The 13,518-nt window shown below is 67.8% G+C and carries 13 protein-coding genes; 7 read left to right on the top strand and 6 right to left on the bottom strand.

Annotated features, from left to right (window positions below; genetic code table 11):
- Positions 1–69 precede the first annotated feature (69 nt).
- Positions 70–600, top strand: coding sequence for a PilZ domain-containing protein (locus CMV14_RS09295; RefSeq protein WP_066964541.1), 531 nt, complete (start codon positions 70–72; stop codon positions 598–600).
- A gap of 163 nt (positions 601–763) precedes the next feature.
- Positions 764–1,126, top strand: coding sequence for a PilZ domain-containing protein (locus CMV14_RS09290; protein ID WP_066964441.1), 363 nt, complete (start codon positions 764–766; stop codon positions 1,124–1,126).
- Between the two features lie 19 nt (positions 1,127–1,145).
- Here CMV14_RS09290 and CMV14_RS09285 read toward each other — a convergent pair whose 3' ends face one another.
- From CMV14_RS09285 to CMV14_RS09270, 4 genes are read right to left on the bottom strand one after another with little or no spacing between them, the layout of a single operon-like run.
- Positions 1,146–1,844 (bottom strand): 2OG-Fe(II) oxygenase, encoded by a 699-nt coding sequence (locus tag CMV14_RS09285; protein WP_066964540.1) that lies wholly within the window; start codon positions 1,842–1,844, stop codon positions 1,146–1,148.
- A 49-nt stretch (positions 1,845–1,893) separates the two neighbouring features.
- The gene (locus CMV14_RS09280) at positions 1,894–3,288 is read right to left on the bottom strand and encodes an amino acid permease (protein ID WP_066964440.1); all 1,395 of its coding nucleotides are present in this window, start codon (positions 3,286–3,288) and stop codon (positions 1,894–1,896) included.
- Entirely contained in the window at positions 3,285–4,196 is a 912-nt protein-coding gene (gene pip / locus CMV14_RS09275) for a prolyl aminopeptidase (RefSeq protein ID WP_238147289.1), read from the bottom strand. The genes CMV14_RS09280 and pip overlap by 4 nt, the downstream gene beginning before the upstream one ends.
- A gap of 47 nt (positions 4,197–4,243) precedes the next feature.
- A complete protein-coding gene (locus CMV14_RS09270; protein ID WP_066964538.1) occupies positions 4,244–4,711 on the bottom strand; it encodes an Lrp/AsnC family transcriptional regulator in 468 nt (155 codons plus the stop codon).
- 164 nt (positions 4,712–4,875) lie between these two features.
- On the opposite strand from CMV14_RS09270, the gene CMV14_RS09265 reads away from it, so the two are divergent.
- From CMV14_RS09265 to CMV14_RS09250, 4 genes are all read left to right on the top strand, one after another.
- A complete protein-coding gene (locus tag CMV14_RS09265; protein WP_066964434.1) occupies positions 4,876–5,622 on the top strand; it encodes a tryptophan 2,3-dioxygenase family protein in 747 nt (248 codons plus the stop codon).
- The gene (locus tag CMV14_RS09260) at positions 5,619–6,731 is read left to right on the top strand and encodes an aminotransferase class V-fold PLP-dependent enzyme (RefSeq protein WP_066964433.1); all 1,113 of its coding nucleotides are present in this window, start codon (positions 5,619–5,621) and stop codon (positions 6,729–6,731) included. Before CMV14_RS09265 ends, CMV14_RS09260 begins: the two co-directional genes overlap by 4 nt.
- Positions 6,732–6,841: 110 nt before the next feature.
- Positions 6,842–8,314: a CYTH and CHAD domain-containing protein gene (locus tag CMV14_RS09255; RefSeq protein WP_066964431.1), complete on the top strand. Its 1,473-nt coding sequence runs from the start codon at positions 6,842–6,844 to the stop codon at positions 8,312–8,314.
- 4 nt (positions 8,315–8,318) lie between these two features.
- The gene (locus tag CMV14_RS09250; RefSeq protein ID WP_066964430.1) at positions 8,319–8,927 is read left to right on the top strand and encodes a murein L,D-transpeptidase catalytic domain family protein; all 609 of its coding nucleotides are present in this window, start codon (positions 8,319–8,321) and stop codon (positions 8,925–8,927) included.
- On the opposite strand, the gene CMV14_RS09245 is transcribed toward CMV14_RS09250, so the two are convergent.
- On the bottom strand, positions 8,924–10,687 hold the full coding sequence (locus tag CMV14_RS09245) for an aspartyl protease family protein (protein ID WP_066964428.1): 1,764 nt from the start codon (positions 10,685–10,687) through the stop codon (positions 8,924–8,926). The genes CMV14_RS09250 and CMV14_RS09245 overlap by 4 nt on opposite strands.
- Positions 10,688–10,900: 213 nt before the next feature.
- On the opposite strand from CMV14_RS09245, the gene CMV14_RS09240 reads away from it, so the two are divergent.
- Positions 10,901–12,499, top strand: a complete 1,599-nt coding sequence (locus tag CMV14_RS09240; protein ID WP_066964426.1) for an NAD(P)/FAD-dependent oxidoreductase — start codon at positions 10,901–10,903, stop codon at positions 12,497–12,499.
- 28 nt (positions 12,500–12,527) lie between these two features.
- Here the strand turns inward: CMV14_RS09240 and CMV14_RS09235 are convergent, their stop codons facing one another.
- Positions 12,528–13,487, bottom strand: coding sequence for a potassium channel family protein (locus CMV14_RS09235; protein ID WP_238147239.1), 960 nt, complete (start codon positions 13,485–13,487; stop codon positions 12,528–12,530).
- Positions 13,488–13,518 lie beyond the last annotated feature (31 nt).

Raw genomic sequence — 13,518 nt, 5'->3', positions numbered from 1 at the left:
CAGCGGCGTAGATTTCATGACGGCGCATCCGGGGGGCATGTGCCGCCAATGCTCTTGACCGGATTTGCAATGATCGAACAGGCCTACCGCCCCTCCGAACGCCGCCAGAGCCTGCGGCTGGCGATCGATCATCGCTCCAACCTGCGCCTTACCCTGGACGGAGCCGAGACCGGGACCGAGTCGATTCATGGCGTCACCCTTACCGACATCTCGCGTGGCGGACTGATGGCCGCGGGCGCTGGGCAACTCGTCCCGGGCGCCTTCCTGACGCTGGAGGTACCGCTGGTCGGCTGGCGCGAGGGCGAAGTCGTCTGGATCGCGGACAATCGTGCGGGCTGTCGCTTTCTCCAGCCACTCAGCCTGGAAGAACTGGCGCTGGCCGCCGCCCATAGCGATCGCCTGGCCGCCGAATGCCCGGAACTCGCCGCCCAGATCGCCGAGATCGCGGCCGGCGCGGAGGCCAGGCCCGACGCCGCCATCGTCGAGGAGACCGTGACGTCACGGCCGCACCGGCACGGCTGGGTGCTTCCATCGGCTATCCTCGCCGCTGCGCTGTTCGGCATCGTCCTCACACTCGCGCTGGCCCTCCTGCTCGCCTGAACTCGTCCGCCCGGGGTTCGATCCAGAACCGCTCCAACCCCGGTCGAACAAATCAGCCTTAGCGCCGCGTTCACCAATTCCCATAACGCGTCCGTATCGCCTCAGCCATTAGCGTCCTCGTGTCGACCCGGTGTTTTGGGCCGGCGTGTGAGGTAGCGTAACCATGTCGATTGCAAGCCTATTGGGGTTCCGGCAGCGGCCCGACGCGCGTCAGGATGCGCGTAACCGGATACTGCTGCGCGCTTCGCTTCTTGCCAGCGGACGGCCGACCCCGGTCTATCTTCTCGATCTTTCGCGCAAGGGCGCCCTTGCCCATGCGGACCAACCGCCCGAGCCGGGCGAGACCGTCTGGCTGGTGTGCCGGGGCAATGAGGTGCTTTCGCGGACGGCCTGGGTCCGTGGCAACCGCTTCGGCCTGGCCTTCGACCAGGGCCTGCCCGCCGCCAAGTTCGAGATGCTGCTGGCCGAAGGGCGTCGCGGCCTGGTCTCGGCGAACCCTTCATCGCCGCGCGCCGCCACGGCGTGACCCCTCTCTTCCGCGACGATCAGGCCGCGTCGTGGAAGATGATGCCGAGCATATGCCGCCGCCCGGCGCGGATCGTCGCCACGCCGTGCCGCATATTAACGCGGTGATCGCCGCGTGACCCCGCGCGCGGCCTGTGCGCCACCGCGAAAACCACGGCATCGCCCTGTCCGAGCGGTACCACCTCCGCCCGCGACTGCATGCGCGGGCGCTGCTCGGTCAGCACGAACTCCCCGCCGGTGAAATCCTCGCCCGGCGAAGACAGCAGCACCGCCGCCTGCAGCGGGAAGACATGCTCTCCATAGAGGTCCTGGTGCAGGCAATTATAGTCGCCCGGCCCATAGCGCAGGATCAACGGGGTGGGTCGCCCCTGTCCCGCAGCATGGCAGCGATCGAGGAAGTCGCCATGCTCCTCGGGAAAGCGGGCGTCGAAGCCCATCCGCTCGTGCCAACGATTGGCGACCGGCGCGAGGCGCGGATAGAGCGCGCTCCGCAACCCGGCCACCAGCCGCGGCAGCGGATAGGCGAAGTAGCGATATTCGCCCCGCCCATAGCCGTGCCGCGCCATGACCACCTGCTTTCTAAAAGCCGTCTCGTGATCGTAGAGCGCCGCCGTTGCGGCACATTGCTCAGGATCGAGCAGTTTCGGCAGCACGGTCCAGCCGCGCTCGTCAAGATCGTCGGCGGCGCGGGCCCAGTCATGGTCATCGGTCGGAATCATCGCCTGTCCCTGCCCGATCGCGGGTCGGCGCACTTTCCGTTTCTTGCCTTCAATCCGCGAGCGCGCTCTGCCGCCGCGCATAGCCGAAATAGATGGCGACGCCGATCGCGTTCCACAGCAGGCACCAGAGCAGCGTCTCCACCGGCAGGCTGACGAACAGATAGAGGCAGCCCAGCACCGCGCCCAGGCCCACCAGCAGCGCGGCCGGCGTCCGGAAGGGGCGCGGCAGTTCCGGACGCTGGCGACGCAGCACGATCAGGCAGGCGCCAACCGCCATGAAGGCGATCAGCGTACCGGCATTGGCCAGCGCCGCGATCTCGCCGATAGGGAGCAGCCCGGCCAGGATCGCGACGAGGACGGCCGTCGCGGTGGTGATCCGCGCCGGCGTGCCGCGCTTCGAGATGACGGCGAGCGAGCGCGGCAGGAAACCGTCGCGCGCCATCGCCAGGAAGATACGGCTCTGCCCGTAGAGGAAAGCGAGCAGCACCGTCGGCAGCGCGATCACCGCCGCGGTCGCCACGATCTTGGCAACGCCGGGCCGCCCCAGGTCGCGCAGGATCAGCGCGAGCGGCTCGGGGCTGTCCGCGAAGCTGGTGAAGGGCACCGCACCGACCGCCGCCGCCGCGACGAGGATATAGATCAGCGTGCAGGCCAGCATCGATCCGACGATGCCGATCGCCAGATCGCGCTCGGGCCGTTTGGTCTCCTCGGCGGCGGTCGAGATGGCGTCGAAGCCGTAGAAGGCGAAGAAGATGATCGCCGCCGCCGCCATCACCCCGCGCTGCACGCCATCGGGCCCCGCCACCGATGCGAAGCCATAGGGCATGAACGGATGCAGATGGCCCGCGTCGAACTGCGGCAGCGCCACCGCCACGAACAGCGAGAGGGTGGCGATCTTGACCACCACCAATATGGTGTTGACCCGCGCGCTCTCATGCGTGCCGAGCAGCAGCAATCCGGTTACCACCGCGATGATCAGGATCGCCGGCAGGTTGATCAGCCCGCCCAGTTCGGGGCCCTGGGTCAGCGCCTCCGGGAATCCGATCCCCATCAGCAGCGGCGAGGCATAGCCCGACCAGCCGACCGCCACGGTCGACACCACCAGCGAATATTCGAGGATCAGGCTCCAGCCCACCACCCAGGCGAATATCTCGCCCAGCGCGGCATAGCTGTAGCTATAGGCGCTGCCCGCCGCCGGCATCATCGCCGCCAGCTCCGCATAGGCGAGCGCGGCACAGGCGCAGACCACCCCGGCGATCGCGAAGGACAGCAGCACCGAGGGGCCCGCGCGATCGGCACCGACCCCGATCAGGGTGAGGATTCCGGTGCCGACGATCGCGCCGACCCCCAGCGCCACCAGATGGGGCCAGGAAAGGGTCGGCGTCAGCCTTCCCCCATGCCTCTCGGCCCCGCCGATCGGCTTGCGCCGCAGCAATCCCCTCATGCCTCGCTCCTCTCCGCGAACCTGTCGGTCGCCCTTATCAGCCGGTCGAGTATCCCCGGCTCGGAATAAGCGTGCCCTGCTCCTTCGATCAGGTGGAAATCCGCCTCTGGCCAGGCATTGTGCAAGGCCCAGGCATAGTGGAGCGGGCAAGGCATGTCGTAGCGACCATGAACGATCGTGCCCGGGATACCCCGCAATCTGCCCGCATCGCGCAGCAGTTGGCCGGGCTCCAGCCAGCAATCATGGTGGAAATAATGATTCTCGATCCGGGCGAAGGCGATCGCGAAACGGTCCTCGCCATGCTGTTCGCTCAGCGCCGCGCTCGGCAGCAGCGTGATCGTCTCGCCTTCCCAAAGGCTCCACGCCTTGGCCGCCTCAAGTTTCGCCGCCTCATCGTCGCCGGTCAGCAGCCGGTTATAGGCAGCGACCATCGCGCCGCGCTCGGCCTCCGGGATCGGTGCGACGAAGCCTTCCCATTTGTCGGGGAACATCTGCGACACGCCCCACTGGTAATACCAGTCGATCTCGGCCCGCGTCGCCGTATAGACGCCGCGCAGCACGAGCGCGCTCACCCGCTCCGGATGGGTCTCGGCATAGGCCAGTGCCAGGGTCGATCCCCAGCTTCCCCCGAACACCAGCCATTGCTCGGTGCCCACCAGCGCCCGCAGCCGCTCGATATCGGCGACGAGATGCCAGGTCGTGTTCGCGTTGAGGTCCGCATGGGGCGTCGACCGCCCACAGCCTCGCTGGTCGAACAGCAGCAGATCATAGCGCGCCGGATCGAACAGCCGCCGATGATCGGGCGAACATCCCCCGCCGGGCCCGCCATGCAGGAACACCGCCGGCTTCGCGCCCGGTGTCCCTGCCCGTTCATAATAAACGCGATGCCCGTCGCCGACATCGAGCATGCCCGTCTCATAGGGCTCGAGCGGTGGATAGAGGCCGCGCAAATCGCTCACCGCTTCCTCGCCGCATTGGCGGCCAGCGACCCGGCCGACTTGATCTCCCGCATCGCGATCGTCGTGGTGAAGCGCTCCACGCCCGGCAGGCGCCACAGCTCGGATCGCAGGAATTCGTCGAGGTCGGTCATGTCGCGCGCCAGTATATGCGCCAGATAATCGGTATCGCCCACCGTCGCGTGGCAGGCGACGATCATAGGATGATCGCACACCGCGCGCTCGAACGCCGCATGCTTGTCGAAGCGCACGCTGATCCGGACAAAGGCGGCGGTGCCGAGGCCCAGCGCCTGCGGATCGAGCGCGGCATGATAGCCCCGGATCGCACCCGCCTGCTCCAGAGCCTGCACGCGTTTCCAGCAGGGCGTCTTGGACAGGCCCACCGCTTCGCCAAGGCTCGCGAAGGACAGCCGCGCATCATCCTCCAGCGCGGCGAGCAGGCTATGGTCGATCTGATCGAGCGACATCACATCCAATCTTCGGAATCGATAATCCATAGCACGATAGTCGCAAAAAAATACGATTGGAAGGACCAACGTCCTACGTCCTTCGCCTTTGACGATCATTATGCGGACAATGTCCCCGCGCTGCGATGCTAAGCTGCGACCGCCCGGCACGGAGGAGGACGAGGATGGACCGCAACCGATATTATGAACAGATGCAGGCGCCGGAGGCACTCGATTATGAGGTTTACCTGCGCACCGGTTCGCTGCTCGCCTGCCAGAAGGCGTTTGACGCGCTGTGCAACCGCGACGAGCTTCAGTTCCAGATCGTCCACCAGGTCGAGGAGCTGTGGATGAAGCTGATGGCGTACACCCTGCTCGACATCGACGATTATCTCCAGGCGGGCGAGACCCACCGCGTAATCACGCTGATGGGCCGCTGCCACAAGCTGCTCAAGCTGATGATCGCGCAGCTCGACCTGCTCGAGACGATGTCGCCCAAGGAATATCAGGAGATAAGGCTTCAGCTCGGCAATGGCAGCGGCCAGGAATCACCGGGCTTCCGCGTGCTGCTGAAGATGGTGCCCGAGCTATGGCGCAGCTTCGAGGGTCGCTATCTGAAGGCGGAGGGGCGCACCGTCCGTTCGATCTACGACCAAGATTACCGCCACGACGCCGCCTATGCCGTGGCCGAAGCACTGATCGAGTTCGACGAACTGTTCGGCAAGTTCCGCTGGCATCACCTTTTCCTGATCCAGCGCTCGATCGGCATGGGCTCGGCCTCGCTCAAGGGCCGCCCAGTCGATCTGCTCCAGGCCGGCGCCAAGCACCGCTTCTTCCCCGAGCTGTGGGACGTCCGCGTCGCGATGACCGATGACTGGGGCGACCATCATGGCCGAGTACGGGACAGCATCTCGCATAACGAGGCGGCATGATCGCCGCCCCGCGCGATCTGTTCGAGGTCCCTGCCCCCGGCCCCTATCTGCTCGCCCATTCGGTCGGCTGCCTGCCGGTCTCGGCGCGGGCGGCGATCGACGCGGCGATGCTCCAGCCCTGGGCGGACAAGGGATCGGACGGCTGGCTCGACTGGCTGGCGGCGATCGACCGCTTCCGCCTGGCCCTCGCCGGCCTGCTCGCCACCGGCCCGGACCTGATCTGTCCGCAGCCAAGCGTCTCGATTGCCTTAACCGCCCTGCTTTCAGGCCTGCCGCGCAGGGCCGGGCGTGAGCGGCTGCTCGCCTCACGCCACGCCTTCCCGTCGATCGGCTTCGCAATGCGGGCATGCGAGCGCCTCGGCTACCGGCTGGAACTGATCGACGGCGACCCGTCCGACGCCGGCATCTGGAGCGCCGCGATCGGCCCCGACGTCGCAGCGGTGGTCGCGATGCACGTCCATTCGAACAGCGGCCGCCTCTCCCCAATCGACGAGATCGCCGCGCTTGCCCGCGCCGCCGGAGCCTTCTCGATCGTCGATATCGCCCAGTCGGCTGGAATCCTGCCGGTGGATCCGGCGGCGTGGGGCGTCGATGCCGCGATCGGCTCCTGCGTCAAATGGCTCTGCGGCGGCCCCGGCGCGGCGTTCCTCTGGGCTTCGCAAACCCTGATCGACCAAGCCGAACCGCTCAATGTCGGCTGGTTCTCGCACGTCGATCCCTTCGCCTTCGATATAGACGACTTCCGCTACGCACCCGACGCGCGCCGCTTCTGGGGCGGAACGCCGTCGATCGCGCCCTATGCGCTGGCGACGGCCGGCATCGCGACGATCACCGGCCTCGGCGTTGATCGCATCCTCGCCGACAATCGCCGCCTGATAGCCTGTTTCGCCGAAGAGGCCGGCGCGGATATCGACATGACCCATCGCGGCGGCACGCTCTGCCTGCGTTCCGGGCAGGCCGACGCGCTCGCCGCCGCGTTCCAAAGGATCGGTTGCCGTTTCGATCGTCGCGGCGATATCCTGCGCCTGTCCTTCCACAGCTGGAACGACGAAGACGAAGCCCGGCAAACCGGTCAGGCGGCCCGCGGCCTCAGGCTCGCCCTCGCCTGATCGTCATCCCCGGTCTCGATCGACGAGCCATTTGGCCGAATTGATCGCCGTCATGACTTTGACCCGGACTTCCCGCTAATATGACATGATGGCAGCGGCGTCAGGACGGCATGGACGATCCTTTAGAGATTGAGCTCAAGCTCGAATTTGATCCTTCCGACCGGGAGCGGCTGCTCGGCTGCGCCCTGCTGGGCGTGGAAGGGCAAAGCCCGAAAAGGCTCTGCGCCACCTATTTCGACACGCCCGATCTCAAGCTCGACAAGGCCGGCTATGTGCTGCGCATCCGGAAAGAGGGGACCAGACACGTCCAGACGGTGAAGGCCGCATCCCGCCAGGCCGCCGGCCTGTTCGTGCGCGGCGAGTGGGAACGCAAGGTCGGCGGCGGCAAGCCGGTGCTGGACGATAAGGCGGGCCCGCTCACCCAGCTTTTCGACGCCGCCACGCTGGAGAAGATCGCGCCCCTGTTCGTTACCGATGTAGAGCGGCTGGCGGGGCCGATCGAGCGCAAGGATGGCAGCCTGGTCGAATATGCGATCGATGCGGGCGAAGTGCGGGCCGGCGCCCGTCATCAGGCGCTGAGCGAGATCGAGTTGGAACTGAAGCAGGGATCGCCTGAAACGCTGTTCGATCTGGCCCGCACCCTCAACGAAACGGTGCCCCTGCGTCTCGGCGTTCAGTCGAAGTCCGAGCGCGGCTATGCGCTCGCGCGAAACCGGTCGGCTGCCGCCGTCCGCGCCGAACCGATCCGGCTCGACAAGGGCATGACCGCTGGCGACGGCTTCGCGGCGATCACCGCGGCCTGCATCCGCCAATATCGGCTTAACGAGGATCTGCTGCTCCGGTCGGGCGGCGTCGAGCCGCTGCACCAGGCACGGGTCGCCCTGCGCCGGCTGCGATCCGCCTTCTGGCTGTTCCGGCCGCTGCTGGAGGGCGACGACAAGGCGGCGATGTTCGCCGCGGAACTGCGCTGGCTGGCCGGCGAACTGGGTGAGATCCGCGACATCGATGCGCTGCTCCCGAGGCTGGAGGGTGTCCAGCGCACCAGCCTTGCGGCGATGCGCGAGAGCCGGTTCGTCCATCTGTGCAACCAGCTCCAGACGGGTCGCGCCCGGCTGCTGCCGATCGACCTGGCCGAATGGCTCTCCATCGGCCCATGGCGCGGCGAGACCGCCGGGCCGGGGCCCCGCGACCGCGACCTGCGCGGCTTTGCCGCCGACCGGCTGGAAAGGCTGCGCAGGCGGATCAAGCGCGAGGGCAAGGGTCTCGCCGATCTCGCCGATGACCATCGCCACGAGGTCCGCAAGGACGCGAAGAAGCTGCGCTATGCTGCGGAATTCTTCGTGTCGCTCTATCCGGGCCGGAAACCGCGCCGCCGGATGGACCGTTTCCTCGATCGGCTCGAAGCGCTTCAGGACAAGCTCGGCGAGTTGAACGACCGCGCGGCGGCCCCTGCCCTGTTCGCCCGGCTCGGCGTCGACCTCGCCCTGCCGCCGCTGGGCAGGAAGGAGCGCAAGCGGCTGCTGGAGGATGCAGAGGATTGTTTCGACGCCCTGATCGACTGCAAGCGCTTCTGGCGCGATTGAGCCGGTGCGGCTGACCAGACGCGCCCTGCTCGGCGCCTTGCTCTCGGCTCCGGCCGCTGCGGCCCCGCCCGGCCTCGCCAGCATCGCGGCCGGCGTCGATCCCCGGCTCGTCCAGCGTGCGCTGGATGCGCTGTTTCGTCACCATGCCGCCCTCTGGTCGCGCGACGTGATCGCCATCGCCGATTTCGGACTGCCTTCCGCCGCACCGCGCTTCTTCCTGATGGATATATTGCGGGGTACGACCACCGCGCTGCTCGTCGCGCATGGCAAGGGTTCGGACCCCGATCATGGCGGGATGTTGCGAAGTTTCTCCGACGCGGTGGGTTCCGCCGCCACCTCCGAGGGCGCCTATCTCACCGGCGAGGCCTATGATGGCGTCCATGGCCCGTCGCGCCGGCTGGTGGGCCTCGATCCGACCAACACCCATGCCGAGGAGCGGGCGATCGTCATCCATTCGGCCTGGTACGCCAATCCCGACATGATCGCCCGCCAGGGCAAGCTCGGCCGCAGCGACGGCTGCTTCGCCTTCGGCGAACAGGACATCGCCACGGTGCTGGCCCGGCTCGGCAAGGGGCGGCTGCTCTATGCCGGCCGGTCGAAACGAAACGATTAGCGCGGGTCATCGACCGATCGGATCAGCCCGATCCGGAGCGCTTTCTCCGCCAGGCTATGGTCCCGCGCGAAGGCAGAGGCGATGTCGGCTTTTCCCTCCGCCTCCCGGCCGCTCCGCCGTTTCGCCAGGCCGCGGCCCAACAGCGACCAGGCAATGCCGGGCTGCGCCGCCAACGCCGCGTCATAGTCGGTGATCGCGCCGGCGAGGTCGCCCATTCGCAGCCGCACGAGCGCCCGGCTGTCGCGCAGCTGCGCCGCCCCCGGCGCCAGCCGCAATGCGGCTTCGCAATCGGCCAGCGCCTGCGGCAGCCCATCGTTCAGCATCGCCCGGCTCCAGCAGCGAACGTTGAGCGCGTCGGCCAGCCGGCGGTCTCCGGCATGGGCCGCGATCCACAGATCGAGTTCGCCGATCGCCCCCGCCCAGTCCTCCATCGCCGCATAGCCGGCGGAGATGGGGAGATGGAGATCGGCGTCCCGCGCCACCGATCGCGATGCCGCCTCCAGATCGCGCCGCGCGGCAGCCACATCGAAATCGAGCATCGCGAGCCGCGCCCGCATCAGCCGCACCTCGGCATAATCGGGCCTGCGGATCAGCGCCGCATCGAGGTCCTGCCGCGCCAGCAGCGCCTCGTTGCGCGTCAGCCGGGCTTGCGCGCGCACAAAATAATAGCGCGCTTCCCCGGGGTTCAGCGTCACCGCCCGATCGAAATCCGCGAGCGCCCCCGCCGCGTCCCCCCGCTTTAGCGCGGCCAGCCCACGCCGCGCATAGCTTTCGCCATCGGCGAGTTCGGCGACCGCCGCGCCGCGCTTCCATTCGGCCCCACGCACCAGCAAGATGTCGGGCGGCGCATCGAAGACCGGCCCGCCATTATAGCTGAAATAAAGCCGGCGCTGGCTGTTCGCGACGATTAGCCGGTGGGCCAGGAAGAAATCGGCGCCGATCAGCATGTCGACACCGATCGAACCGATATCGGCGATCCGCAGCCCGGGCGCGCGGATCTCCTCGTCGCCGATCCGCAGGCTCGCGCTTGGCAATATCCAGGCCGCGAGGGACCGCTGCCCCAGCCCTACCGCCGTCCCCCCCGGAACGATGCCCGGCCCGCCCGGCCGAAACCCTGCTCGCGCCGCCGCCTCGAGCGAGATGACCGTCCGCGCGGCGCCGGTGTCGAACGCCGCCCGCAACGGCTGGCCGTTCAGCATCACCGTGGCGATGATATGGGTCTTGCGGCCGTCCACCGGCTCGATCTCCACCGCCGCCGGCGCCCTGCTCCAATAGGCGAGTTCGGGGGCCGAGCATCCCGTGGGCCGGAAGAAGCGGATCGCGCCGCTGCCCAGATCATATTCGGTGTCCCCCTGGGCCAGCAGGTTCTGGCCAATCCACCCCGCCGCATCGGCTTCGCTGCCCCCGACGAGGAAATCGAGATTCTGGCGTGCCTGCCCTCCCAGTTCGAACCGCCGCACCGCCGCCAGTCTGAAGGCGAACTCGCCGCCCACCCCGTGCATCCGGAACCGTTCGGGGGCATCCACCAAAGGCAGGCCCAGCGCCTCGGCGGTGTTTGCCGTCAGCATGCTGACCAGAGCGCCGCTATCGACGACGAAGGGCAGTTCCCTGCCCTCGACAAGGCCACGCACCAGCGGTTTCCAGCCTGCCATCGTCACCGGCAGTTCCGCCCCCTGCCCCAGGGCGCATCGCGCCTGCGCCACGCCCGGCAGCGCCAGGGCGAGCAGAACCGCTGCTTTCAGAAATGCCCACCCGCTCACCCGCGCACTCTAGCCTCGCCGGGCGCCCGCGCAAAGCTTGCGGCGATGGCGTGCGCCTCCTACCCTCGTCCCGATGGAAAACTGGATCGATCGCCTGCGCTCGCATCTCGGCTGGATCCGGGGTGTGGTCGCGCTGGTCGCCTGGTTCGCGCTGCTCTACTTCATGTTCTGGGACGTGTTGTAGAGAGCGCGCCACGGCCCTAAAGCCGCCTGATGCTCCGCATCTCCGAACTGAAGCTGCCGCTCGACCATCCGACCGAGGCGCTGCCCGCCGCGATCGTCGAACGGCTGGGCATCGCACCCGCCGAGCTCCTGTCGTGGCAGATCGCCCGTCGCGCCAATGACGCGCGGCGGAAGTCGGCGATACTGATGGTCTACTCGGTCGATGTCGAACTGGCCGACGAAGCCGCCATCCTCGCCCGGTTCGCGGGGGACAACCATGTCCGGCCGACCCCGGACACCGGTTATCGCTTCGTGGCGCAGGCGCCGAGGGGCGCACCCCGCCCGGTCGTGATCGGTGCCGGCCCGTGCGGCCTGTTCGCGGGGCTGATCCTGGCCCAGATGGGCTTTCGCCCGATCATCATCGATCGCGGCAAGGTGGTGCGCGAACGGACCAAGGACACCTGGGGCCTGTGGCGCAAAAGCGTGCTCGATCCCGAATCCAACGTCCAGTTCGGCGAGGGCGGCGCCGGCACCTTCTCCGACGGCAAGCTCTACAGCCAGATCAAGGACCCGCGCCATCTCGGCCGCAAGGTGCTGACCGAGTTCGTCAAGGCAGGCGCGCCGGAGGAAATCCTCACCGAAGCGCATCCCCATATCGGCACCTTCCGCCTCGTCTCGATGGTCGAGAGCATGCGCACCACCATCGAGGAACTCGGCGGCGAATATCGCTGGCAGCAGCGCGTCTCGGACTTCGATATCGTCGACGGCAGGCTGCGCGGCCTGCATATCCACACCGGCGATTATATCGAGACGAGCCATGTCGTCCTCGCAGTGGGTCACAGCTCGCGCGACACCTTCCACGCGCTCCATGATCGCGGCGTCCATATCGAGGCCAAGCCCTTCTCGATCGGCGTGCGCATCGAGCATCCGCAAAGCTGGATCGACCGCGCCCGCTTCGGCCCATGCGCGGGCCATCCCGATCTCGGCGCCGCCGCCTATGCATTGTCGCACCATTGTGCCAACGGTCGCTCGGTCTACAGCTTCTGCATGTGCCCGGGCGGCCGGGTCGTCGCCGCCACCTCGGAGGAAGGCCGCGTCGTCACCAACGGCATGAGCCAATATTCGCGGCAGGAGTTCAACGCCAATTCCGGTCTGGTCGTCGGCATCGATCCCGAGCGGGACTATCCCGGCCATCCGCTCGCCGGGATCGCCCTCCAGCGGCAGTGGGAGGAACAGGCCTATCTGGCGGGCGGCTCCAGCTATGCGGCCCCCGGCCAGCGGGTCGGCGATTTCCTCGCCGGCCGCCCCTCGACCGCGCTGGGCGGGGTAATCCCCTCCTACAAGCCCGGCGTCCACCTCACCGACCTGTCGCTGTGCCTGCCCGACTTCGCGGTGGAGGCCCTGCGCGAGGCGCTCCCCGTCTTCGGCCGCCAGATCGCCCGCTACGACGACCCCGACGCGATGATGACCGGCGTCGAAACCCGTACCTCCTCCCCGGTCCGCATCACCCGTGGCAAGGACTTCCAGAGCCTCAACGTGGCGGGCCTGTTCCCGGCAGGCGAAGGCGCGGGCTATGCCGGCGGCATCCTCTCGGCGGCGGTGGATGGGATCAAGGTGGCGGAGGCGGTGGCACTGAGCATGGTCGGCTAAGCGCCGGAAAACTGGCCCCGCACCATATCTAGCGCGGTACCACTTCAACGATCAGGTCACCGGCCTCCAGCCGCGCGACCTCCGGCTCCCAGAAGCCATGGCAGGCACCGGCGCGATAAATACGCAGCCCCAGTCCGGTGGAGATCGCCGAGAGGGACTTGCCGACCTCCTGGGCCGTCACCGTCCGTTCGCGCAGCGACACCTGCCCACCGGCATTGGCAAGGTCGGCCATATAATCGGCGATATGCGGCCCGTGGGTCGATCCCGCCAGCAGCATTCCCGCGAAGCTCGCCGGGTTGATGACCGTGTCCGCGCCCGCCTGCCGGGCCAGCGCCTCATTGTCCTCGGACCGGATCACCACGCTGATCGGCACGTCGGGCGCCAGCCGGCGCGCGGTCAGCACGATCAGGATCGAGGTGTCGTCGCGTCCCGCCGACACCAGGATCGCGCGCGCCCGCGCCACCTGCACCGCTTCCAGCGTCGCATTGCGGGTAGCGTCCCCGTCGATGATATTGGCGCCGATCGCCTCGGCCGCCGCCAGGCTCTGATCGTGCCCGTCGATCACGACGATCTCGGCCGGATCGGTGCCGCGCCGGACCAACTCGCTCACTGCCTCGGCGCCGCTCGTGCCGTAGCCGGCGACGACCACATGGCCGCGCAGCTTGCTTTGGATCACGCTCATCCGCCACCTCTCCCAGACATGCTTGAACAGGAACTCATAGGCCGTCCCCAGGAAGATCAGCCAGACGAACAGCCGCACCGGTGTCACCACGAAGGTGTCGAACATCCGCGCCTGATCGGTCACCGGCACGATGTCCCCATAACCCACGGTGGTGACCGTGATCATCGTGAAGTAGAGCACGTCGACGAAGCTGATCGCGCCATCGATATTATCGCGCAAGCCGTCGCGATCGAACCAGTGGCCGGCCAGCGCCACCGCGATCAGCGCCAGCGCGAGCAGCACCCGCCACAGGAGTGAGAGCCACACCGGCGTCCTGCTCCGACGGCGCAGGGTCAGC

The sequence above is a fragment of the Rhizorhabdus dicambivorans genome (assembly GCF_002355275.1).
GTDB classification, from domain to species: domain Bacteria; phylum Pseudomonadota; class Alphaproteobacteria; order Sphingomonadales; family Sphingomonadaceae; genus Rhizorhabdus; species Rhizorhabdus dicambivorans.
This window is presented reverse-complemented; position numbering and strand designations above follow the sequence as displayed.